The sequence below is a fragment of the Mesoflavibacter sp. genome, from assembly GCF_964226795.1.
Taxonomy (GTDB): Bacteria; Bacteroidota; Bacteroidia; order Flavobacteriales; family Flavobacteriaceae; genus Mesoflavibacter; species Mesoflavibacter zeaxanthinifaciens.
The window spans coordinates 16,064-37,405 of sequence record NZ_CAXQQP010000006.1 but is presented as its reverse complement, the minus strand read 5'-3'; the positions used below and the strand labels follow the sequence as shown (position 1 = coordinate 37,405).

The window sequence follows — 21,342 nt, the reverse complement described above, 5'->3', positions numbered from 1 at the left end:
TTGTGCTGTTAAATACTCGTTAAAGTTGAAATAGGCGCTCAATATTTAATTAATTTTAATCGTTATTCTAATAAACCTAAACTAAAAGAACATGAAGAAGTTGATTACTTTGGTTTTTGTTTCTGTATTAGGAGGCGCAATTACTCTAGGAACTTACAAAACCTTTCTTGAAAAAGAAAAACCACAAATTGCACAACAGGCTACTATAGAACAGCCAAGTTTTTTACCAACCAATTTAAACACCACAAAGACAGCTCTTGCAGCTGCCGAAAATATTGATTTTACTACTGCTGCAGAAAAAACTGTGCATGCTGTTGTACACGTTAAAAATGTAGCTATTACAACTGCACAACCAACGTTACAAGACCTATTTTATGGTCGTGTACCACAACGTAGACAGTTAGGGACTGGTAGTGGTGTAATTATATCGCCAGACGGGTACATCATTACCAACAACCATGTTATTGAAGATTCTGAACAGTTAAGCGTTACTTTAAACGATAATCAAACTCTAGAAGCTACCATTGTTGGTAGCGATCCAAATACAGATATTGCTCTATTAAAAGTTGAAACTGAAGAAGATTTACCTTACGTCACTTTTGGAGATAGTGATACTGCTAAAATTGGCGAATGGGTATTAGCTGTTGGTAATCCATTTAACTTAACATCTACAGTAACCGCTGGAATTATTAGTGCAAAATCTAGAGATTTAAGCGGAAAAAACATACAATCTTTTATACAAACCGATGCAGCTGTTAACCCAGGAAATTCTGGAGGCGCTTTAGTAAATACAAATGGAGATTTAATTGGTATAAACACCGCTATTAGCTCTCAAACAGGCTCTTATATAGGTTATTCTTTTGCAGTACCAAGTAATATTGCTAAAAAAGTAGTACAAGATATTATGGAATTTGGTAATGTACAAAGAGGTTTAATCGGTATTGTACCAAGAAATTTAGGTACTTTCACCTCAGAAAAATTAGGTATTAATGAAACTGAAGGTGTTTACATTGAAGAAGTTGAAGAAGACTCAGGTGCAGAAAACGCTGGTTTAAAGGTTGGTGATATCATAAAGGAAATTGATGGATTAAAAATTTCTAAAGAATCTGATTTAAGAGGTTACCTTAATTCAAAACGACCTAACGATATAATACATGTTAAAGCTTTAAGAGGAAATAACTTAATTGAAAAAAAAGTAAAACTTCTTAAAAACAACAGATACATTTTACCTTTTATTGGCGAGATTAAAGATGCAAAACCTAACGACTTAAAGAAATTTAAAGTTAAAAATGGTGTAAAAATCACAAAAGTTTATGGTAGTTACAAAGATTATTTAACAAGTGAAGGTATTAAAGAAGGAAACATTATAACAGCAATAAATAATACAGAAGTTAATTCTATTGATGATGTAAAAACAATTATTGAAAACAGAGATCCTTACAAACCATTAAGTATTGAGATTATAAACTCTAAAGGAGAAAAAACACGTTATGGATTAAGGTAAATTAAATTCGATTTTATCCTGTTTTAAAAGCACTTCAACATAAAAATGAAGTGCTTTTATTTTTTTATCATTTTTTGTTTTACGAAAACGTTTGAAATCTATACTTTTGCCAAAAATTATAGAAGGCTACACTATAAAGTAGCCAATTTAAAAATTAACAACACAACAAACTAAAACACAAAATGTCTATTAACGAAACTTACGAAAACGAATTAGCGTTTCAGGCAGACAGGCGAAGAGCAACTGTAGAATTTATTAAAATTGTAAGCGATTTATGGTATGATAAATCGATAGAATTGGTATTGTTTAGAAACCAATTAATCGACAGAAATGTTTCTGAAATTTTAAACCTTCATGAATATGCAGGAGAATTTGTTCAAAAACCAATTTCAATTTTTGATTCTGTAGAAATAGTTCAAGCTATTAAAACTCTTGACATACCAGCATCTAAATTAGATATTGGTAAATTAACTTACGAGTATCACTTAGAAGAAAAAAAATATAGCAACGCTATGTCTTTTGTGGCAGAAAAATTAAAAGATGCCAAAAAGAAAGAAAATGTAACTCCTAAAGACGTTGTATTATATGGTTTTGGTCGTATCGGTCGTTTATTAGCCAGAGAGTTAATGACTAGAACAGGTAAAGGAAGCCAACTACGTCTTCGTGCTATTGTAACACGTGGTAAATTAGACCAAACTGTTTTAGAAAAACGTGCTTCTTTATTACGTAACGACTCTGTTCATGGGGATTTTCCTGGTACTGTAAATACAGACCTTAAAAATGAAGCTTTAATTATTAATGGTACAACTGTAAAAATTATTACTGCTAACCAACCAGAAGATATAGATTATACTAAATATGGTATTGATAATGCTTTAATTATTGATAATACTGGTGCTTTTAGAGATAAAGAAGCTTTAACCAGATTAAAAAACTCTAAAGGAGCCGATAAAGTCTTATTAACAGCTCCTGGTAAAGGAATACCAAATATTGTTTATGGTGTTAATCATTTAGAGAATAACCCTGATAAACTTGATATTTTCTCTGCTGCTTCTTGTACAACAAATGCTATTACACCAGTTTTAAAAGCAATGGAAGATACTTATGGTGTAAAAAGCGGACATTTAGAAACTATTCACGCTTACACTAATGATCAAAACTTAGTAGATAATTTCCATAAAAAATATCGTCGTGGTCGTGCTGCTGCATTAAATATGGTAATTACTGAAACTGGCGCAGGACAAGCTGTATCTAAAGCTTTACCAAGCTTTGATGGTAAATTAACATCTAATGCCATTCGTGTACCTGTACCAAACGGATCTTTAGCTATACTAAACTTAGAACTAGAAACTGAAACATCAGTAGAAGGTATTAACGCAACACTAAAAAAATATGCTTTAGAAGGAGATTTAGTAGAGCAAATTAAATATGAAATGAGTGACGAGCTTGTTTCTAGCGATATTGTAGGTAGCTCTGCGCCTTCAATTTACGACAGTAAAGCAACAATAGTAAGAAAAGATGGTAAAAATGCAGTGCTATATGTATGGTATGATAACGAATATGGTTATAGTCATCAAGTAATAAGATTAGCTAAATATATAGCTAAAGTAAGACGTTTTACTTACTATTAAAATCCAAAACACTTTTTAAAAACGTATATACAAAGCCTCACAATTGTGGGGCTTTTTGCTATCTTTAAACCGCAAAGAGTGCATTTTATATTTTTAAAAAAACATAAAACTTAAAAAACAAATCTTAAGATGTTAAAAATCAAAAGTTTCCCTATTTTATTCTTATTACTTTTTTTAGTCACTTTTTCTTCATTTTCTCAAACAGAAAATAACGAAGATGAGTTATCATTAGATTCTGGTACCTTAGACAATCAATTTGAATACGTTATTCAAAAATCTAATAGTTGGAGAGATGAAAGAGGTCAAAACTATGAAGTCATTAAAAGCAACTGGTTATCAAAGCTTAAATCTCATACATTAGACTCGTTAAAAGCTGTAAAAAACGAGTTAATAACAACGCAAAACACCGTTAAAAATCAAAATGAAGAAATAGAACGTTTAAAAAGTAGCTTATCCTCTACTAAAACAAACTTAAAATCTACTAAAGAAGAAAAAGATAGTATGTCTTTATTTGGAATACAAATGAGCAAAAGCGGATACAATGGATTAATGTGGAGTATTATTGCTGTGCTTTTAGCCTTTTTACTTTTCTTTATTTTTAAATTTAAAAATAGTAATAGCGTAACCCGAGAAGCAAAATCTAAATTAACAGAAGTTGAAGAAGAGTTTGAAGAACATAGACGTAACGCTTTAGAACGTGAACAAAAAGTGAGACGTCAATTACAAGACGAGTTAAATAAAAATAGAAATAGTTAAACGTTTTTAAATACAAACAATAAAAGCGCAATCGGATAGATTGCGCTTTTTATCTCAAAATCTAGATATCTAACTATCTAAAGATCTAATTTACATTGCTCCCCATTCTTTTAAAGAGTCTTTATTCATTTTGATATAATCTGCATTTCCAGCTTTTTCAGCGCCTTCTAAACTTGCTTTTGCAGCTTTAATTGCTCCTTTTGTATCACCAGCTTTTGCTTTAATTAATGATTGTTGACGTAACCACCAAAATCTTGGATTTTCTTTAGTCATATCAATAGCTTTATCCATCCAAACAACAGCTTTGTTAATGTCTTTACCTGATTCTAAATAGTAACGTGCAGCTGCATAATAATCATCTGCAGATGGACCATTCATTACTTTATTAATAGCAGTTGTTACAGCTTTATCTGTTGGAACATCAAACTTTACAGCTACATAAGTTTTTTCCCACATAATACCTAATACAGCAGAATCATTTGTTAAATCATCAAAAGACACAGTAAAAGTTTCAATATCCATTGGTATATCATAAACTTTTGCATTTACTGTTGCCGCTACTTTGCTATCATCCCACTTTTGAGGTGTTCCCCAATTATTTGTATCACTATAAAAAATAACTTCCCAGTTATCCTTATTTGGTTTAGAAAAGATTGCATAAGATCCTGCCTTTAAAGTAGACTCTCCAACCATAACATCTGTACTAAATGTAACCATCGTATTCTGGTTTGCTCCTGTACGCCAAAGCTTACCGTAAGGAACTAAATCTCCAAAAATAGTACGACCTTTCATAGATGGTCTAGAATATTGTACAGAGACATCTGTTAAACCTACCTTCTGCTCAATTTTTTGTAATGGGCTTGGTTGTGGTGTTTCGATTTGTGCATTTACAGTAAAAGTTACTGCAAACACCATTAAAAGTGTAATTAACTTTTTCATTTTGGTTTTAGTTTTAAATTTTAGATGCATAAAATTACATATTGATTACCCTATAATTGTTAACAAAAACTTAAAAAGATAAAAAATCTTGTCCCAAAATATTATTAATCGTAATATTGCTATAAACAAATATACAAATATAATTATGGGATTAATTAAAGCGGAAATGTTTACAGAAGAACAAAATCAATTAGCCTTATATTTTAAAGCTTTTGGTCATCCTGCACGTGTAGCAATTATTCAGCATTTATTTAAAATTAACACTTGTGTTTGTGGTGATTTGGTAGATGTTATTGGACTAGCTCAACCTACAATTTCTCAGCACTTAAAAGAACTAAAAAAATTAGGACTAATTCAAGGAACTATTGAAGGGACAAGTGTTTGTTACTGTATAAATCAAGATAATTGGACAAAAATGAAAAACACTTTAACCGCTTTTCTAGACGCAGAAACTAACACTAACTCTTGTTGTTAAAAAATTAAATATTATGACATTATCAGAAATTAAAAAACATTTAAAAAATCTAGACACTATTGCGTTTATATTACCCGATGGTAGTTTAGTACCTAACCATTTTCATGTAACAGAAGTTGGTAAAACCACAAAACATTTTATTGATTGTGGCGGAACTGTAAGACAAGAAAAAAAGGTAAATTTTCAACTATGGAATGCCAACGATTACGATCACAGACTACATCCTGAAAAATTAATTCATATTATCGAATTATCAGAAGATATTTTTAATCTAAAAGATCTTGAGATTGAAGTCGAATATCAAGGTGAGCAAAGCATCCAAAAATTTGGTTTAGACTACCAAAATGGTCAGTTTTTACTTACCTCTACTCAAACAAATTGTCTTGCTAAGGATAAATGTGGTATTCCTGAAAAACAATTACCAAAACCAAAAGTTAAACTTGAAGATTTAAATAACGAGCCTTGTTGCTCTTCAGACGGAAACTGCTGCTAATTTTTTTATTATAATTATGAATACTCAAATCGAAGATTATATTAAAGCACTAGATATTGATACAATATCTAATGACAGAAAAGAGACTTTAAAACCACTTGTAGCTTTTATACAAGATAAAGCATCTAAAAAATTACCAATTACAATTAATTTTATTTGTACACACAACTCTAGACGTAGCCATCTATCCCAAATTTGGGCACAAACAATTGCAAACTTTTATAATATTGAAAATGTAACTTGTTTTTCTGGTGGTACTGAAGCTACAGCAATGTATCCAAAAGTAGCGGAGACTTTGCAAAATACTGGATTTGATATCGATAAAATTTCAGAAGGAAACAATCCTATTTACACCATTAAATATGATCAAAACTCACATCCTATAATAGGGTTTTCTAAAACTTACGGAGACAATTTTAATCCAAAATCTAATTTTGCTGCTATCATGACTTGCTCTCAAGCAGATGGTGGCTGCCCTTTTATTGCTGGTGCCGAAAAACGCATACCAATCACTTACGAAGACCCAAAATTATTTGACAATACCGATTTGCAAGACGAAAAATATTTAGAACGTTCCAATCAAATTGCTACTGAAATGAAATACGTTTTTCAAAAAATAATTTAATCTTTACCAGAAATTAAAATTATAAATGAAGAAATATATAGCAGAAACTATTGGTACTTTCGGAATGATTTTTTGTGGTTGTGGCGCAATGACAATTGACGAAATTACCAATGGTAGCATATCTCACGTTGGTGTGGCTTCCGTTTGGGGATTAATTGTAATGGCAATGATTTATGCATTTGGCGCGACGTCTGGTGCGCATTTTAACCCTGCAGTTTCCATTGGGTTTGCGGTTGCAAAAAAGTTTTCTTGGAAAGAAGTTCCTAAGTATTTTTTATTTCAACTAATTGGTGCAATTGTAGCAATTGCTTTACTATGGTTTTTATTTCCAGACAGTAAAACTTTGGGGGAAAGTATTCCCGCAACTGGTTTTCCTGATTATAAGGCTGCAATTTTAGAGTTTATTCTCACCTTTATATTAATGACAGTAATCATCCACATCTCTACAGGAAGTAAAGAAGTTGGTACTATGGCTGGTATCGCAGTTGGTGGTGTTATTTTATTAGAAGCTATGTTTGCTGGACCAATGACAAAAGCCTCTATGAATCCTGTTCGCACCATCGCTCCTGCTCTATTTACAGGACACTTTTCTCATGTTCTTTTATACATTTTAGCACATATTTTGGGTGCTATTTCTGCAGTAATCCTTCATAATTCTTTTAAGACAAAAAATTCATAATACAAAGTCTTGTTAAATTTTGTTTAACTATTACTAAAATAAGTTAAACATTTTATATCTTTATGCTATTAAATTTCACAGTAATGGCAAAAAAGAAAAACATAACAGCTAGTAACATCATCTCATTTTACATGGATTATGTGCTAGAACATAACCAGCAACCTAAATCTGTTTATGCTTTCGCGAAAGAAAACAATTTTGAAGAAGCTAAATTCTACGAGCATTTTGGTAATTTTGAAGCTATAGAAAAAGGTATTTTTAAAGCCTTTTACCAAAATACAATCACTGCATTACATGCTAGCGAAGATTACCAAAATTTCGAACCTCGTAATAAACTATTAAGTTTTTACTTCACTTTTTTCGAAAACCTAACAGCTAACAGAAGCTACGTTATATATGCTCTTAATCAACATAAAAACAAGCTTAAAAACTATGTGGTTTTAAAAGATTTAAAATCGCATTTTACGCACTACATTTCAGAATTAGGTATAGAGCTTATCGAAACTAAACAAGAGCAAATTGATAAACTTCAACAAAAAAGTTTAAAAGAATCTGCTTGGATGCAATTATTATTAACCATCAAATTTTGGATGGATGATACGTCTCCATCTTTTGAAAAAACAGACATTTTCATAGAAAAATCTGTCAATACAAGTTTTGATGTATTAGACATTGCTCCAATAAAAAGCCTAATAGATTTTGGAAAGTTTATTTATAAAGAAAAATTTCAAATGAACTCTTAATTCTTCCGCTATTGAAAACTATAGACAAAATACCTGTTTCAAAAATATCTCGAGCAACCAAATTAGTATCTACAGGTGCTAAAGTTGGTGTTAATTACCTAAAATATTATGGTGATAAGATTACAAAATCTGAAGTTGAAGCTAAAGAACGTTTAAACAAAAACAACGCAGACGATATTTACGACAGTTTAAAACAACTTAAAGGAAGTGCTTTAAAAGTGGCTCAAATGCTTAGTATGGAAAAAAGCATTTTACCACAAGCCTATGTAGAAAAATTTTCGTTAGCACAATTTTCTGTACCGCCACTATCGGCTCCTTTAGTTAAGAAGACTTTTAAAAAATATTTCGGTCAATTACCAAGTCAAATCTTTGACACCTTCAATCTAAATTCGGTTAATGCAGCTAGTATTGGACAAGTGCATTTAGCAGAAAAGGATGGGAAAAAACTTGCTGTGAAAATTCAATATCCTGGTGTCGCAGAAAGCATTTCTAGCGATTTGGCTTTGGTAAAACCTATTGCTATTAAAATGTTTAATATTAAAGGAAAAGATAGTGATAAATACTTTAAAGAAGTCGAAAATAAATTAGTAGAAGAAACTAACTACATACTAGAAGTTAAGCAAAGTAAAGAAATTGTAAATGCATGTAAACACATTCCTAACCTTAAATTTCCTGAGTATTACGAAGATTTGTCTTCAGAACGTATCATTACTATGGATTGGATGGAAGGCGAACATCTTTCTGAATTTACGGCACACAATACCAATCAAGAAGTAGCAAATAAAATTGGTCAAGCACTATGGGATTTTTATATGTACCAAATGCATGTACTTAAAAAAGTACACGCAGATCCGCATCCCGGAAACTTTTTAGTGTCTAAAAATGGCGAACTTATCGCGTTAGACTTTGGTTGTATGAAAATAGTACCTGAAGATTTTTACACACCATATTTTGAATTGGCTAAAAAAGAAAGTCTGGAAAACAAAGATATTTTCATTAAAAAAATGTTCGAATTAGAAATATTAAGAGAAGATGATAGCAAAGAAGAATTAGACTTCTTCTCTGCAATGTTTCATGAATTGTTAAGCCTATTCACCAAACCTTTTCATGTGGATACTTTTGATTTTTCTGATCCTGAATTTTTTAATGCTATTTCAGAAATGGGACAACGTTACAGTAAAAATACAGAGTTAAGAAAAATGAATGGTAATCGCGGATCTAAGCATTTTATTTACATTAATCGTACGTTTTTTGGGCTTTACAATTTAATGTTCGATTTAAAAGCTAAAGACATCAAAATCAATAATTTTAAAAACTTAAAATAATGAAGCATTTCAGTAAAAAACACATAGACGAAATGCATCATTTATACCGCATTAATCTTATAAATAGTGTCTCTGGATTTAAAAGCGCTAATCTAATTGGCACAAAATCTAAGAATAATATCGAGAATGTTGCAGTATTTAGTTCGGTAACGCACGTTGGTAGCAATCCGCCACTTTTAGGCTTTTTTTGCAGACCAACAACCGTTTTACGCAACACTTACGAGAATATCAAATCGACTGGTGTTTACACGATTAATCACATTCATAAATCAATAATTGAAGATGCGCATCACACATCTGCTAAATACGATGCTAATATTTCAGAATTTGAAGTGACTAATCTCTATTCAGAATATAAAAATGAATGTCTTGCGCCTTTTGTAAAAGATGCGCCAGTTCAGCTTCAAATGAAATTTGTTCAAGAGTATTTCATTAAAGAAAACGATACTATTCTTGTTTTAGGTGAAATTGAAAATCTTTTCATCAATGATAATTTATTAGAAAATGATGGCTTTGTAAATCTATCTAAAGCAGAAATTGCAACTATTAACGGATTAGACACTTACGCTATTCCTACTTTAGAAAAACGCTTAGAATACCAAAGACCTAAACCATCTTTAGTTAACAATCAATAAATGTAATTATCTGTAGATAAAAAAACCAAAACCTATGAGAATATTAGTAACAGGAGCAACAGGTTACATTGGTAAGCGTATTATTCCGTTACTTTTAGATCAAGGTCATACGGTAGTTTGCGCTGTACGCGGAAAATTACGTACAGAAAAAGCATATTCAGATGAAGAAAATCTTCATGTTGTAGAAGCAGATTTTTTAAAACCGGACACCTTACAAAACATCCCTAAAGACATAGATGCTGCGTATTATTTAATACATTCTATGTCAAATTCTGTAGACAAGTTTCATAAATTAGAAGAAGAATGTGCGTTAAACTTCAAAAATTATATCGAAACTACTAACGTCAAACAAGTTATTTATCTTAGCGGAATTACTAACGACACCAAACTTTCTAAACACCTATTATCCAGAAAAAATGTAGAAGACACTTTAAAATCTAATGTTTACGCATTAACCGTTTTTAAAGCAGGAATTATTGTTGGTTCTGGTAGCGCTAGTTTCGAAATTATTAGAGATTTAGTCGAAAAACTACCCATAATGATCGCACCAAAATGGTTAAACACCAAAACACAACCTATTGGTGTAAGAGATGTTTTAGCGTTTTTAACTAAAGGACTTGGTAAACAAGAATTGTACAACACATCTCATGATATTTTTGGTCCAGAAATCATGACTTACAAGCAAATGTTATTACAATTTGCAGACATAAGAAAATTAAAAAGACACATCATTACTGTTCCGGTAATGACGCCAAAACTGTCAAGCTACTGGTTATATTTTGTAACATCAACATCTTACAAATTAGCCTCTTCTTTAGTAAATAGTATGGGGATTGAAATTATAGGTGAAAAAAGTAACATCAATCAATTTCTAGACATTAAACCTATAACATATAAAGAGGCTGTAAAAGTAGCTTTTGCTAAAATTGAAGGAAATGAAATTGTCTCCAGCTGGAAAGACGCCTTTATAAGTAGCCGAAACAAAAAAAGAGTATCAACCAAATACCTTAAAGTTCCAAAATTTGGATGCTTTAAAGATATCAAAGAACGACAAGTAAAAGATGAAAACCGAACACTTGAAAAAATTTGGGCAATTGGTGGTGAAAATGGATGGTATTACGGTACAACACTTTGGAAAATTAGAGGTTATTTAGATAAACTAGTAGGTGGTATTGGTTTACGTCGTGGTCGTACCAATAAAACTGATATTAAAACTGGTGATGCCTTAGATTTTTGGCGTGTATTATTAGCAGATAAAGAACAAAAACGCCTTATCCTTTTTGCCGAAATGAAATTACCTGGCGAAGCTTGGTTAGAGTTTCAAGTCGCAAAAGGTAAAGTTTACCAACGCGCTACCTTTAGACCACGCGGTCTATGGGGAAGACTCTATTGGTATAGTGTTTTACCGTTTCATGGATTTATTTTTAACGGAATGATAAATAAACTAGCCAATGCCTAGAGGAATAGCTAAACAACATTTACCAACAAAAATTTGTCCCGTTTGCCAACTACCATTTACATGGCGAAAAAAATGGGAGAAAAATTGGGATAACGTAAAATATTGTAGCGAAAAATGCAGAAAGAACAAAACACAAGCCTAGTTTGGTTTAGAAACGATTTAAGAATTCACGATAACGCGTCATTACCAAATGCTATTGGTAGTAATAATCGTGTAATCGCTTTATATTGTTTTGATCCAAGACAATTTGAAGTAGATCAATTTGGCTTTAAAAAAACCGAAAAATACAGAGCTAAATTTTTAATAGAAACCGTAACCGATTTAAAGAATAATCTAGCTCTACTTAATATTCCATTATTCGTTTATACAATAAAACCAGAAAATTGTATTCCTAATTTGGTAGAAAACTATCAAATAAGCCATATTTTTTTTCAAGAAGAATGGACGCAAGAAGAAGTTGATGTGTTCAATAAGGTGAAAGAAAAGTTGCCTGAACACATACAAATTTCAACAAGTTTCAGTCAGTTTTTATACCATCCAGAGGATATTCCTTTCAATATAAAACAACTACCTAAAGTCTTCACCGAATTTAGAAAAGCTTGTGAAAAAAGAAGTGAAATTAGACAAGAAACTTCTTCATCAAAAGAAAAAGTAAATAAAGAAAGTATAGAAAACCTAACTTCAATTCCATCACTTTCTGATTTAGGTTTTATCGATTTTGAAGTACATCCAAATTCAGCGTTTCCTTTTAAAGGTGGAGAAACTGAAGCTTTGCAACGTTTAGAAGACTACTTTTTCAACACAAAAAAATTAGGCGTTTATAAAAAGACTCGTAACGGATTGATTGGCAAAGATTTTAGTTCCAAATTTTCACCTTGGTTAGCCAATGGAAGCATTTCTGCTAAACATATTTACTACCAAGTCAAGCAGTTTGAGAAAGCACATTTTAAAAACGATTCTACATACTGGCTTATTTTCGAACTCATTTGGCGAGACTATTTTAAATATGTGTCTCTAAAATTTGGTAATCAGATTTTTAAAATCGGCGGAATTTTAAACAAAGATTACCAATGGTCTAAAAATCAGCAAAAAATTAACGACTGGATAAACGGTAAAACGCCTGAACCTTTTGTTAATGCTAACATGCTCGAACTTAAAAAAACAGGTTGGATGAGTAATCGTGGCAGACAAAATGTAGCGAGTTACTTCGCTAAGTCTATGGAACTAGATTGGCGCATTGGTGCAGCGTATTTTGAGAGTTTACTTCTCGATTACGATGTGCATAGCAATTATGGTAATTGGATGTATGTTGCTGGCGTTGGTAATGATCCAAGAGACCGAAAATTTAACGTCAAACTTCAAGCCGACCGCTACGATAGTAATGGCAAATACCAGCGTTTATGGTTACAAGACACTTTATTTTAACCGTCAGTTCGAGTGTCCTGAGTTAAAACGAAGGATGTATCGAGAACAAAAACAAATTCATGAAAACACTTAGACTTATACTAGGCGATCAATTAAACAGCAAACACAGTTGGTATAAAAACAATGATAAAAATGTGCTGTATTGTCTATTTGAAATGCGCCAAGAAACCGATTATGTAACGCATCATATTCAAAAAATAATTGGCTTTTTTGCTGCAATGCGTGCGTTTTCAAATCACTTAAAAGACAACAATTTTAACGTAGACTATTACAAATTAGACGATAAAAACAACACGCAAGATTTAGTAGAAAATTTAAAACGACTTATCAAAAAACACGACATTAAAAAATTTGAATACCAATTACCAGATGAGTATCGTTTAGACCAACAATTGTCAGAGTTTTGCAAGTTTATAGATATTGAATCTGAAGCGTTTTCAACAGAACATTTTTACACAGAACGCGAGGATTTAAAAGCTTTTTTTAAAGGAAAAAAGCAATATTTAATGGAGAATTTTTACCGCGATATGCGTAAAAAGCACGATATTTTAATGGCTGGAAACCAACCTGAAGGCGGTAAATGGAACTACGACAAAAGTAATCGCAACAAATGGAAAGGCGAACATCAAATTCCGACTTACAAATATTTTAAAAATGATGTTTCTGATATTGTTGAATTAATCAAAAAAAGTGACATCAAAACCATTGGCAAGTTTGATACTAAAACGTTTAGTTATCCAATTACCAGAGCACAAGCGCTTGATCAACTTAAATATTTCTGTGAAGAACTGCTCATTCATTTTGGGGATTATCAAGATGCCATGCATACGGACGAAGTGTATTTATTCCATTCGCGACTGTCTTTTGCGATGAATATCAAGCTTATTTCAGCTAAAAATATTGTGGATACCGTTTTAAATTATTGGCGAAAACATGGTGACAATATTGACATTTCTCAAGTTGAAGGTTTTATTCGTCAAATTATTGGTTGGCGTGAGTATATGCGCGGTATGTATTGGGCTTTAATGCCAGAGTACAAAACCGAAAACCACTTAGAAAACACCAACAAACTACCTGAATTTTATTGGACAGGAAAAACCAAAATGAATTGCCTAAAAAATGCCATAATAAACAGTCTTGATAATGGTTACGCGCATCACATACAGCGTTTAATGGTAACTGGTAATTTTGCGTTGCTCGCACAAATAAATCCAGACGATGTTGACGCATGGTATTTAGGTATTTATGTTGATGCTTTAGAATGGGTACAATTACCCAACACACGTGGCATGAGCCAATTTGCTGATGGTGGAAAAATTGCTACAAAACCCTACGTTTCTAGCGGAAGCTACATTAATAAAATGAGTAATTATTGTGACGATTGCTATTATGATAAAAAGGAAAAATTAGGTGAAAAAGCGTGTCCGTTTAACAGCTTATACTGGAACTTTTTAGATGACAAACGCAGCATTTTAGGCAATAATCGTCGTATGGGAATGATGTACAGTTTACTTGATAAAATGGATAAAGACCAACTTGTAAACATCAAAAAACGTGCACAAAGTATAATTAAAAATCCTGACAATTTTTAATGAAAAACAACCTTAGCATTGTTTGGTTAAAACGCGACCTTCGTTTACAGGATAACGAAGCCATTACCAACGCCATAAACACCAAACAAAACGTGCTTCTCCTCTACACTTTCGAGGATTTTTTACTTCAAGATAAACATTACAGCCAACGTCATTGGGATTTTGTTAAACAGTCTTTACATGATATAAATCATCAGTTAAAACCTTATAATTCCAAAGTTTTAATCGTCAATAATTCTATTGAAAATACAGTTGAACAACTTCAAAATCAATTCAACATTACACACGTGTTTTCACATATGGAAACAGGTATACTTTCAACTTTTAAAAGAGATATCGCTTTTGCGGAATTTTGCAGAACTCAACATATAAATTGGATTGAAAACATTAATAACGGCGTACAACGCGGACTTAGAAACCGCAACACTTGGTTTGAAGATTGGGATCATTTTATGATGCAACCAGAGTTTCAGTTTCAGCCAAAACAAAATCAGTTATTAAGTATTGCTTCAGTTGAAGCATTAGAACTTCAGTTTAAAACCATTTCAACAGAAACTATTCACAACAAAAATTTTCAAAAAGGTGGTACAACAACAGGAATAAAATACATGCAATCGTTCTTCAGTAATCGCTATAAAAACTACATGTTTCATATCTCGAAACCTTTTGAAGCCAGAAAAGGTTGCAGCAGATTATCGCCTTACATTGCTTGGGGAAATTTATCCATAAAACAAGTCCTAAATGCAGCTGGAATTGAAAGAGAAAAAGGTAAAAACAAGCGACATTTAAATGCGTTTGTATCACGTTTACGTTGGCAAGCACACTTTATCCAAAAGTTTGAAATGGAACATACTATGGAATTTAAAAGTGTAAATAAAGGCTTTCATCAACTTGAAAAACCAGTAAACGTTGAATTACAAAATGCTTGGAAAGAAGGCAAAACAGGTTTTCCGTTAGTAGATGCTTGCATGCGCTGCTTAAATACTACGGGCTATTTAAACTTCAGAATGCGTGCTTTAGTGGTTTCATTTTTCACACATAATCTTTGGCAACCTTGGCAAGATTTAAGCGAACACTTAGCGAGTTTTTTTTTAGATTTTGAACCAGGTATACATTATCCGCAAATACAAATGCAAGCTGGCGAAACGGGAATTAATATGCTACGCATTTACAATCCATTAAAAAATAGTCTGGAGCACGATCCTGAAGGTAAATTTATAAAACAATGGGTTCCTGAATTGGCAAATTTAGAAACACCGTTTATACATAATCCCAGTGAAATAACCTATTTTGATCAACAACTAACAGGCTTCATTTTAGGCAAACACTATCCTTTTCCTATAGTAAATGAAAAAGAAACACGAAAAAAAGCTAGTGATATATTATGGGGACTTAAAGATGATTTTTTAGTGAAACAAGAAAGCTATCGCATTTTAAAACGACATACTTTAAATGACCGTACAAAAATGCTTAATAACCCATAGATTTTAATTATTATGCATCAAAAAATAATATGTTAAATATTGTTTAACTTATTTTTTAAAAGATTAAACATTTTGTAAATTTGATTAGAATCTTAAAGTTTAACTATTGCTTTTTAACACTTCTTATACCGATAAAGAAATTACTAAACAAATTAATAATTTGGTGGGTAAACCTTTTTCCTTTATTAAAGCTATAAAATTAAAAGGTATCGGTTCTAAACGTATGATAATTGACGAGGTTAGTCCTAACCTACATACCATAGTTAATTTAGTTAACGATATAAATTACGGTAGTATTGAATTAAGACCAAAAGGAATTTTGATTCATATTGGTAAAGGATTACAACGCTTTGCTTGGGTTATTCCATATTATAAACTAGTTATTTATAAAACAAATGGCGCAAGTATACATGCAGATGGAAAATTTATTCATTTTAGAAAAAATAAAACCTTTAAAGAAAATAAGCAATTTTTTAAAAAGCTATTAGATCAAAAAATAAATTTTGATAGTCAATTTTCAACAATACCATATAATGAATAAGAATTTTACGATAAGAGAAATTGATAGAATTATTGAAATGGCTTGGGAAGATCGAACTACCTTTGATGCTATTGCCTTTCAGTTTGGATTAAAAGAACAAGAAGTCATAAACCTTATGCGTAGAGAGATGAAACCTAGTAGTTTTAGACTTTGGCGCAAACGTGTACAAGGAAGAGCTACTAAACATCAAAAACTTAGATCTTTTGAAAATGGAAGATTTAAATGCAGTAGACAAAAACAAATTACACACAATAAAATATCTAAACGTTAGATATTACAACCAATCTGCTTTGTTTCAATTATTGAAAACAGCAATTAAAAAAGATGCTATGAATAAAGAAAAATTAGTAACTCCAACCAACGGACACAAATTAAATGGATTTTCTATTGAAGACATCGGTGATGATCATTTATTTACCAGTCTAGAAACACCAATGAAAAAAGATGCATTTAAAATTTCTGATGAAGAAAAAAAAGAACGTATTTCTATTCTTTTTGAAGAAATTATGGATGTTCTTGGTTTAGACCTAACCGACGATTCATTAAAAGGTACACCAAAACGTGTAGCTAAAATGTATGTTGAAGAAATCTTTTCTGGACTTAATCCTGCCAATAAGCCAAAAATAGCTTTGTTTGATAATAAATATCAGTACAACCAAATGCTAGTAGAAAAAGATATAACCTTTTATTCTAACTGCGAGCATCACTTTGTCCCAATTATAGGTAAAGCCCACGTAGCTTACATATCTTCAGGAAAAGTAATTGGTCTTTCTAAACTTAACAGAATTGTACAATATTATGCAAAAAGACCTCAAGTACAAGAACGTTTAACTAATCAAATTGGCGAAGATTTAAAACAAATTTTAAATACAGAAGACGTAGCAGTGATCATAGATGCTAAACATCTTTGTGTATCATCAAGAGGCGTAAAGGATGATACTTCTGCTACTGTTACAACTTTTTATAGTGGACAATTTACCAATCCACAAAAAATCTCAGAATTACAAAACTATTTAAAACAATAAGCTATGAGTACAATTGAAAAAGCATTAGAGTTTGAGCAAACTAGTTTAAGATCTTTATCTACTAGTGATCGTGTAAAATTATCAAGACAGGCAAAGTCTTTAATCTTAGAATTAAATCAAATTTATAAGAAAAAGAAAGACGAAAAAATCATGGACTTAATGAAACGTTTAACAGCTATAAAACGTAAAGTAGAAAAACGTTTACCTACAACAGTAACTATATAATTATGAACCATCTAGTTATTATTGGCGGAAGTAAAGGTATAGGAAAAGCTATTACTAAAAGTTTTTTAGACACTCATAAAGTCACTAACATTAGCAGGAATAAGCCTGACTTTTCTCATGAAAATTTAACACACCATTCTTGTGATGTTTTAACTGATGATTTACCTGATATAGAAAACTTAGACCATTTAATTTATTGTCCCGGAAGTATCAATTTAAAACCTATTGGACGCTTAAAATTAGACGATTTTAGAGCCGATTTTGAGATCAACGTCATTGGAGCCGTAAAAGCATTACAGAAATACTTAGAGCCTTTAAAAAAAGGAAATAACCCTTCTGTTGTATTATTTAGTACTGTTGCTACTAAGTTAGGTATGCCTTTTCACGCAAGCGTTGCTGCATCAAAAAGTGCTGTTGAAGGTTTAGTAAAATCTGTTGGTGCCGAATTGGCACCAACTGTTAGAATAAACGCAGTTGCTCCAACTGTGACTAACACAGATTTAGCATCAAAACTTTTGCGTAACGAGAAGCAAGAAGAAAATATGCGAGAGCGTCATCCGTTAAAAAAATACCTACAACCAGAAGATGTTGCAAATATGGCTACATTTTTATGTTCTGATAAAGCGTCTTCTATCTCTGGGCAAGTGTTTGATTTAGATTGTGGTATTGTAAGCTTTAAAATTTAGAACATATGAATGTTTTAAAAGCCTTTTTGTTAACATTATGTACTGTTTCTACCAAATCAGATTTGCAAAGCCAAACTTCTATTTACGATATAAACATTAATACCTTACAAGGACAACCAATAGACTTTAAAGCATTTAAAGGTAAACACATTTTGTTTGTAAATGTTGCATCTAAATGTGGATTTACACCTCAATATGAAGACTTACAAAGTCTTCATGATACTTATGGTGATAAAATTATAATAATAGGTGTTCCTTGTAACCAATTTGGGAACCAAGAACCAGGAAATAAAGACCAAATTATGTCTTTTTGCCAAGCTAATTACGGAGTTTCGTTTTTAATGACAGAAAAAATTGAAGTAAAAGGTACAAATAAGCATCCTTTGTATGCTTGGCTAACCCAGAAAGAAAAAAATGGAATAAAAAATTCTAAAGTAAAATGGAATTTCCAAAAATATTTAGTGGGTCCAGACGGACAGTTAATAAATTATTTTCTTTCGGTAACATCACCAAAAAGTAATAAAATTTTAAAATATTTAAAGTAAAAAAATGTTTGGGCTTTTTAAATCAAAATCTGAAGTAGAAAAACTACAAGTAAAATACGAAAAACTAATGCAAAAGTGGCATAAACTTTCAACTACCAATAGATCTAAAAGTGATGAAGTGTATGCAGAAGCTGAAGCTATTATGAATAAAATTGAATCCTTAAAAAATGAATAATCTTAAAAGATTCTTATTCTTCCTTTTTATAAATCTTGGTAGTTTAGGCTTAGGTAGTTTATTGATGAATAACGGACCAACATCAGAATGGTATTTAAATTTAAATAAAGCTCCATGGACGCCACCAGGTTGGCTATTTGGTGTAGCTTGGACGACTATTATGGTGTGTTTTTCTATCTATTTAACATACTTATTTTCTAAATTAAGCTCTAAAAACATTAAAATAGCCTTTAGTATTCAAGTGTTTTTAAACATTATTTGGAATTTTATTTTCTTCAATCAGCATTTAATTTTATTAGGGTTAATTACGATAATACTACTAACTATTGTTGTGTTTTACATCTTTTTCAGCTTTAAAAACATAATGAAAACCAAAAGTTTACTCCTATTACCTTATATGATTTGGTTACTAATTGCTACATCTTTAAATGCTTACATTCTAATAAATAATTAAAAGATTTCACTTTCGTGGAAAAACTTAAGCTATGAAAATATACAGATTACATCAAAAACAAAATTTACCAATCACAAAACAAGAAGCTTGGGATTTTTTGTCAGACCCAAAAAACTTAAAAGTCATCACGCCAGATTATATGGGATTTCATATACTTTCTGGAGCAGATAGACCAATGTTTGCAGGTCAAATCATTCAATATATTGTCACACCAGTTTTAGGAATTAAAACAAAATGGGTTACGGAAATTACTCATGTTATTGATGGTGAATATTTTGTAGACGAACAACGTTTTGGACCATATTCATTATGGCATCACAAGCATTTTATTAAAGAAATTGATGGCGGCGTAGAAATGGAAGACATTATAGATTACAAAATCCCAATGGGCATATTAGGACAATTAGTGCATCCTATTTTAGTTAAACCAAAACTGAAAGAAATCTTTGATTATCGTACAAAAAAACTAGAAGAATTATTTGGTAAATTTTAATCAGACAGACAAAAACACTAACTTTAAATATTTACAACTCTAGACACTTTAACTACTTTAAGTACTAACAAATGAAACAACCTTTAAATATATTCTGGTTTAGACGTGACCTAAGATTAGATGATAACGTAGGCTTTTACAATGCTCTAAAAGCAGATAAACCTGTGTTGCCAATCTTTATTTTTGATAAAGAAATTTTAAACGAACTACCAGAAGATGACGCAAGAGTAACTTTCATTTTTAATACATTGCAAAACATGCGAAATACACTTCAAGATGAACGTGACAGTAGTATTGCAATATATTACAGTACTCCAAAAGAAGTTTTTAAACAGTTAGTTGAAGATTACGAAATAGATACGGTTTACACCAATCACGATTACGAGCCTTACGCTAAGACACGTGATACAGAAATTGAAACCATCTTATCTGAAAATGACATCAATTTTAAAACCTTTAAAGACCAAGTTATCTTTGAAAAAGACGAAGTTGTTAAGCAAGATGGCGATCCATACGTTGTCTACACACCATACATGCGTACTTGGAAAGAAAACTTTAAAAACTACGACCTCAACATCTATTACACTAACGAGTATTTAGACAATTTGGTAAAAAATACAAGATTGCCAAACTTAACGCTTTCTGACATGGGATTTAAAACGTCTTCACAAAAAATTGCAGATTACACAGTAACACCAACGTTAATCCAAGAATACGAAGACAAAAGAAATTTTCCTGCCAAAGACGCGACTTCAAAACTTGGTCCACATCTACGATTTGGTACGGTTAGCGTGCGTAAAATGGTTAAAAAAGCAATTGCAGAACAAAACGAAATCTTTTGGCAAGAGTTAATTTGGCGCGAGTTTTTTATGCAAATTTTATGGCATTATCCAAAAACGCAAACCAATGCGTTTAAATCTAAATACGATAACATAAAATGGCGAAATAATAAAGAAGAGTTTGAAGCTTGGAAAACAGGAAATACAGGTTACCCATTAGTAGATGCTGGTATGCGCGAACTAAACGAAACTGGTTTTATGCACAACCGTGTACGCATGTTAGTTGGTAGTTTTTTATGTAAACATTTATTAATAGATTGGCGTTGGGGCGAAGCCTATTTTGCCGAAAAATTACACGATTACGAAATGGCAAGCAACGTTGGTAACTGGCAATGGGTTGCAGGATCTGGTGTAGATGCAGCGCCATACTTTAGAATTTTTAATCCAACCACACAAATTGATAAGTTTGATAAAGAACATAAGTATATAAAAAAATGGGTCCCAGAGTATCAAAAGTCAACATATACTAAACCAATTGTAGACCATAAAGAAGCTAGAGAACGCTGCTTAAAGGTTTATAAAGAAGCTGTATCCTAGAAAAAGCATTAAACAAAAAAGCATCTAAATTAAAATTAGATGCTTTTATTTTTTCAG

General features: G+C 31.5%; 26 protein-coding genes. 25 read left to right on the top strand and 1 reads right to left on the bottom strand.

What is annotated here, in order from left to right:
• Positions 1-91 precede the first annotated feature (91 nt).
• From ACEQT4_RS03920 to ACEQT4_RS03910, 3 genes are all read left to right on the top strand, one after another.
• Positions 92-1,504 (top strand): trypsin-like peptidase domain-containing protein, encoded by a 1,413-nt coding sequence (locus ACEQT4_RS03920; protein ID WP_370226100.1) that lies wholly within the window; start codon positions 92-94, stop codon positions 1,502-1,504.
• Positions 1,505-1,686: 182 nt separating this feature from the next.
• Positions 1,687-3,135, top strand: coding sequence for a glyceraldehyde-3-phosphate dehydrogenase (locus ACEQT4_RS03915; RefSeq protein WP_370226099.1), 1,449 nt, complete (start codon positions 1,687-1,689; stop codon positions 3,133-3,135).
• Between the two features lie 129 nt (positions 3,136-3,264).
• Positions 3,265-3,891 (top strand): tRNA (guanine-N1)-methyltransferase, encoded by a 627-nt coding sequence (locus ACEQT4_RS03910; protein WP_370226097.1) that lies wholly within the window; start codon positions 3,265-3,267, stop codon positions 3,889-3,891.
• Between the two features lie 90 nt (positions 3,892-3,981).
• Here ACEQT4_RS03910 and ACEQT4_RS03905 read toward each other — a convergent pair whose 3' ends face one another.
• Positions 3,982-4,830, bottom strand: coding sequence for a DUF2911 domain-containing protein (locus tag ACEQT4_RS03905; RefSeq protein ID WP_370226095.1), 849 nt, complete (start codon positions 4,828-4,830; stop codon positions 3,982-3,984).
• A 145-nt stretch (positions 4,831-4,975) separates the two neighbouring features.
• Here ACEQT4_RS03905 and ACEQT4_RS03900 point away from each other — a divergent pair, with 145 nt between their 5' ends.
• The 22 genes from ACEQT4_RS03900 to ACEQT4_RS03795 all read left to right on the top strand — a co-directional run bounded on the left by ACEQT4_RS03900 (position 4,976) and on the right by ACEQT4_RS03795 (position 21,285).
• Positions 4,976-5,305, top strand: coding sequence for a helix-turn-helix transcriptional regulator (locus ACEQT4_RS03900; RefSeq protein WP_027878724.1), 330 nt, complete (start codon positions 4,976-4,978; stop codon positions 5,303-5,305).
• 13 nt (positions 5,306-5,318) lie between these two features.
• Positions 5,319-5,798: a DUF6428 family protein gene (locus ACEQT4_RS03895; RefSeq protein ID WP_370226093.1), complete on the top strand. Its 480-nt coding sequence runs from the start codon at positions 5,319-5,321 to the stop codon at positions 5,796-5,798.
• A gap of 16 nt (positions 5,799-5,814) precedes the next feature.
• Positions 5,815-6,423, top strand: coding sequence for a low molecular weight phosphatase family protein (locus ACEQT4_RS03890; protein ID WP_370226091.1), 609 nt, complete (start codon positions 5,815-5,817; stop codon positions 6,421-6,423).
• A gap of 25 nt (positions 6,424-6,448) precedes the next feature.
• Positions 6,449-7,102, top strand: a complete 654-nt coding sequence (locus ACEQT4_RS03885) for an MIP/aquaporin family protein (protein ID WP_027878721.1) — start codon at positions 6,449-6,451, stop codon at positions 7,100-7,102.
• 83 nt (positions 7,103-7,185) lie between these two features.
• Entirely contained in the window at positions 7,186-7,845 is a 660-nt protein-coding gene (locus ACEQT4_RS03880; protein ID WP_370226090.1) for a TetR family transcriptional regulator C-terminal domain-containing protein, read from the top strand.
• A gap of 11 nt (positions 7,846-7,856) precedes the next feature.
• The gene (locus ACEQT4_RS03875; RefSeq protein ID WP_370226089.1) at positions 7,857-9,170 is read left to right on the top strand and encodes an ABC1 kinase family protein; all 1,314 of its coding nucleotides are present in this window, start codon (positions 7,857-7,859) and stop codon (positions 9,168-9,170) included.
• Positions 9,170-9,805: a flavin reductase family protein gene (locus tag ACEQT4_RS03870; RefSeq protein WP_370226087.1), complete on the top strand. Its 636-nt coding sequence runs from the start codon at positions 9,170-9,172 to the stop codon at positions 9,803-9,805. The genes ACEQT4_RS03875 and ACEQT4_RS03870 overlap by 1 nt, the downstream gene beginning before the upstream one ends.
• A 34-nt stretch (positions 9,806-9,839) precedes the next feature.
• On the top strand, positions 9,840-11,264 hold the full coding sequence (locus tag ACEQT4_RS03865) for an SDR family oxidoreductase (RefSeq protein ID WP_370226086.1): 1,425 nt from the start codon (positions 9,840-9,842) through the stop codon (positions 11,262-11,264).
• Between the two features lie 4 nt (positions 11,265-11,268).
• Positions 11,269-11,406: a DUF2256 domain-containing protein gene (locus ACEQT4_RS03860; protein ID WP_205619335.1), complete on the top strand. Its 138-nt coding sequence runs from the start codon at positions 11,269-11,271 to the stop codon at positions 11,404-11,406.
• Positions 11,379-12,689, top strand: a complete 1,311-nt coding sequence (locus ACEQT4_RS03855) for a DASH family cryptochrome (protein ID WP_370226084.1) — start codon at positions 11,379-11,381, stop codon at positions 12,687-12,689. The genes ACEQT4_RS03860 and ACEQT4_RS03855 overlap by 28 nt, the downstream gene beginning before the upstream one ends.
• A gap of 59 nt (positions 12,690-12,748) precedes the next feature.
• The gene (locus tag ACEQT4_RS03850; protein WP_370226082.1) at positions 12,749-14,281 is read left to right on the top strand and encodes a cryptochrome/photolyase family protein; all 1,533 of its coding nucleotides are present in this window, start codon (positions 12,749-12,751) and stop codon (positions 14,279-14,281) included.
• Positions 14,281-15,765 (top strand): deoxyribodipyrimidine photo-lyase/cryptochrome family protein, encoded by a 1,485-nt coding sequence (locus ACEQT4_RS03845; RefSeq protein ID WP_370226081.1) that lies wholly within the window; start codon positions 14,281-14,283, stop codon positions 15,763-15,765. The genes ACEQT4_RS03850 and ACEQT4_RS03845 overlap by 1 nt, the downstream gene beginning before the upstream one ends.
• Positions 15,766-15,871: 106 nt before the next feature.
• The gene (locus ACEQT4_RS03840; RefSeq protein WP_027878713.1) at positions 15,872-16,306 is read left to right on the top strand and encodes a hypothetical protein; all 435 of its coding nucleotides are present in this window, start codon (positions 15,872-15,874) and stop codon (positions 16,304-16,306) included.
• Positions 16,299-16,577, top strand: a complete 279-nt coding sequence (locus tag ACEQT4_RS03835) for a TIGR03643 family protein (RefSeq protein ID WP_106678269.1) — start codon at positions 16,299-16,301, stop codon at positions 16,575-16,577. Before ACEQT4_RS03840 ends, ACEQT4_RS03835 begins: the two co-directional genes overlap by 8 nt.
• Positions 16,578-16,635: 58 nt before the next feature.
• Entirely contained in the window at positions 16,636-17,331 is a 696-nt protein-coding gene (gene folE / locus ACEQT4_RS03830) for a GTP cyclohydrolase I FolE (protein WP_106678320.1), read from the top strand.
• 3 nt (positions 17,332-17,334) lie between these two features.
• Complete coding sequence (locus tag ACEQT4_RS03825) at positions 17,335-17,556, top strand: hypothetical protein (RefSeq protein WP_027878710.1); 222 nt, start codon at positions 17,335-17,337, stop codon at positions 17,554-17,556.
• A gap of 2 nt (positions 17,557-17,558) precedes the next feature.
• Positions 17,559-18,242, top strand: coding sequence for an SDR family NAD(P)-dependent oxidoreductase (locus ACEQT4_RS03820; RefSeq protein ID WP_370226079.1), 684 nt, complete (start codon positions 17,559-17,561; stop codon positions 18,240-18,242).
• 5 nt (positions 18,243-18,247) lie between these two features.
• Positions 18,248-18,787, top strand: coding sequence for a glutathione peroxidase (locus tag ACEQT4_RS03815; RefSeq protein WP_370226078.1), 540 nt, complete (start codon positions 18,248-18,250; stop codon positions 18,785-18,787).
• A 4-nt stretch (positions 18,788-18,791) separates the two neighbouring features.
• Positions 18,792-18,962, top strand: coding sequence for a Lacal_2735 family protein (locus ACEQT4_RS03810; RefSeq protein ID WP_036226876.1), 171 nt, complete (start codon positions 18,792-18,794; stop codon positions 18,960-18,962).
• Positions 18,955-19,416, top strand: coding sequence for a TspO/MBR family protein (locus ACEQT4_RS03805; RefSeq protein WP_223076980.1), 462 nt, complete (start codon positions 18,955-18,957; stop codon positions 19,414-19,416). Before ACEQT4_RS03810 ends, ACEQT4_RS03805 begins: the two co-directional genes overlap by 8 nt.
• A 31-nt stretch (positions 19,417-19,447) precedes the next feature.
• A complete protein-coding gene (locus tag ACEQT4_RS03800; protein WP_027878706.1) occupies positions 19,448-19,909 on the top strand; it encodes an SRPBCC family protein in 462 nt (153 codons plus the stop codon).
• A 71-nt stretch (positions 19,910-19,980) separates the two neighbouring features.
• Positions 19,981-21,285 (top strand): deoxyribodipyrimidine photo-lyase, encoded by a 1,305-nt coding sequence (locus ACEQT4_RS03795; RefSeq protein ID WP_370226076.1) that lies wholly within the window; start codon positions 19,981-19,983, stop codon positions 21,283-21,285.
• Positions 21,286-21,342 lie beyond the last annotated feature (57 nt).

Excerpts from the sequence above, each read along its gene's own strand:
- ACEQT4_RS03920 (WP_370226100.1), top strand. The coding sequence starts at position 92 with ATGAAGAAGTTGATTACTTTGGTTTTTGTTTCTGTATTAGGAGGCGCA.
- ACEQT4_RS03915 (WP_370226099.1), top strand. The coding sequence starts at position 1,687 with ATGTCTATTAACGAAACTTACGAAAACGAATTAGCGTTTCAGGCAGAC.
- ACEQT4_RS03910 (WP_370226097.1), top strand. The coding sequence starts at position 3,265 with ATGTTAAAAATCAAAAGTTTCCCTATTTTATTCTTATTACTTTTTTTA.
- ACEQT4_RS03905 (WP_370226095.1), bottom strand. The coding sequence starts at position 4,830 with ATGAAAAAGTTAATTACACTTTTAATGGTGTTTGCAGTAACTTTTACT.
- ACEQT4_RS03900 (WP_027878724.1), top strand. The coding sequence starts at position 4,976 with ATGGGATTAATTAAAGCGGAAATGTTTACAGAAGAACAAAATCAATTA.
- ACEQT4_RS03895 (WP_370226093.1), top strand. The coding sequence starts at position 5,319 with ATGACATTATCAGAAATTAAAAAACATTTAAAAAATCTAGACACTATT.
- ACEQT4_RS03890 (WP_370226091.1), top strand. The coding sequence starts at position 5,815 with ATGAATACTCAAATCGAAGATTATATTAAAGCACTAGATATTGATACA.
- ACEQT4_RS03885 (WP_027878721.1), top strand. The coding sequence starts at position 6,449 with ATGAAGAAATATATAGCAGAAACTATTGGTACTTTCGGAATGATTTTT.
- ACEQT4_RS03880 (WP_370226090.1), top strand. The coding sequence starts at position 7,186 with ATGGCAAAAAAGAAAAACATAACAGCTAGTAACATCATCTCATTTTAC.
- ACEQT4_RS03870 (WP_370226087.1), top strand. The coding sequence starts at position 9,170 with ATGAAGCATTTCAGTAAAAAACACATAGACGAAATGCATCATTTATAC.
- ACEQT4_RS03865 (WP_370226086.1), top strand. The coding sequence starts at position 9,840 with ATGAGAATATTAGTAACAGGAGCAACAGGTTACATTGGTAAGCGTATT.
- ACEQT4_RS03855 (WP_370226084.1), top strand. The coding sequence starts at position 11,379 with ATGCAGAAAGAACAAAACACAAGCCTAGTTTGGTTTAGAAACGATTTA.
- ACEQT4_RS03850 (WP_370226082.1), top strand. The coding sequence starts at position 12,749 with ATGAAAACACTTAGACTTATACTAGGCGATCAATTAAACAGCAAACAC.
- ACEQT4_RS03845 (WP_370226081.1), top strand. The coding sequence starts at position 14,281 with ATGAAAAACAACCTTAGCATTGTTTGGTTAAAACGCGACCTTCGTTTA.
- ACEQT4_RS03835 (WP_106678269.1), top strand. The coding sequence starts at position 16,299 with ATGAATAAGAATTTTACGATAAGAGAAATTGATAGAATTATTGAAATG.
- folE (WP_106678320.1), top strand. The coding sequence starts at position 16,636 with ATGAATAAAGAAAAATTAGTAACTCCAACCAACGGACACAAATTAAAT.
- ACEQT4_RS03825 (WP_027878710.1), top strand. The coding sequence starts at position 17,335 with ATGAGTACAATTGAAAAAGCATTAGAGTTTGAGCAAACTAGTTTAAGA.
- ACEQT4_RS03820 (WP_370226079.1), top strand. The coding sequence starts at position 17,559 with ATGAACCATCTAGTTATTATTGGCGGAAGTAAAGGTATAGGAAAAGCT.
- ACEQT4_RS03815 (WP_370226078.1), top strand. The coding sequence starts at position 18,248 with ATGAATGTTTTAAAAGCCTTTTTGTTAACATTATGTACTGTTTCTACC.
- ACEQT4_RS03810 (WP_036226876.1), top strand. The coding sequence starts at position 18,792 with ATGTTTGGGCTTTTTAAATCAAAATCTGAAGTAGAAAAACTACAAGTA.
- ACEQT4_RS03805 (WP_223076980.1), top strand. The coding sequence starts at position 18,955 with ATGAATAATCTTAAAAGATTCTTATTCTTCCTTTTTATAAATCTTGGT.
- ACEQT4_RS03800 (WP_027878706.1), top strand. The coding sequence starts at position 19,448 with ATGAAAATATACAGATTACATCAAAAACAAAATTTACCAATCACAAAA.
- ACEQT4_RS03795 (WP_370226076.1), top strand. The coding sequence starts at position 19,981 with ATGAAACAACCTTTAAATATATTCTGGTTTAGACGTGACCTAAGATTA.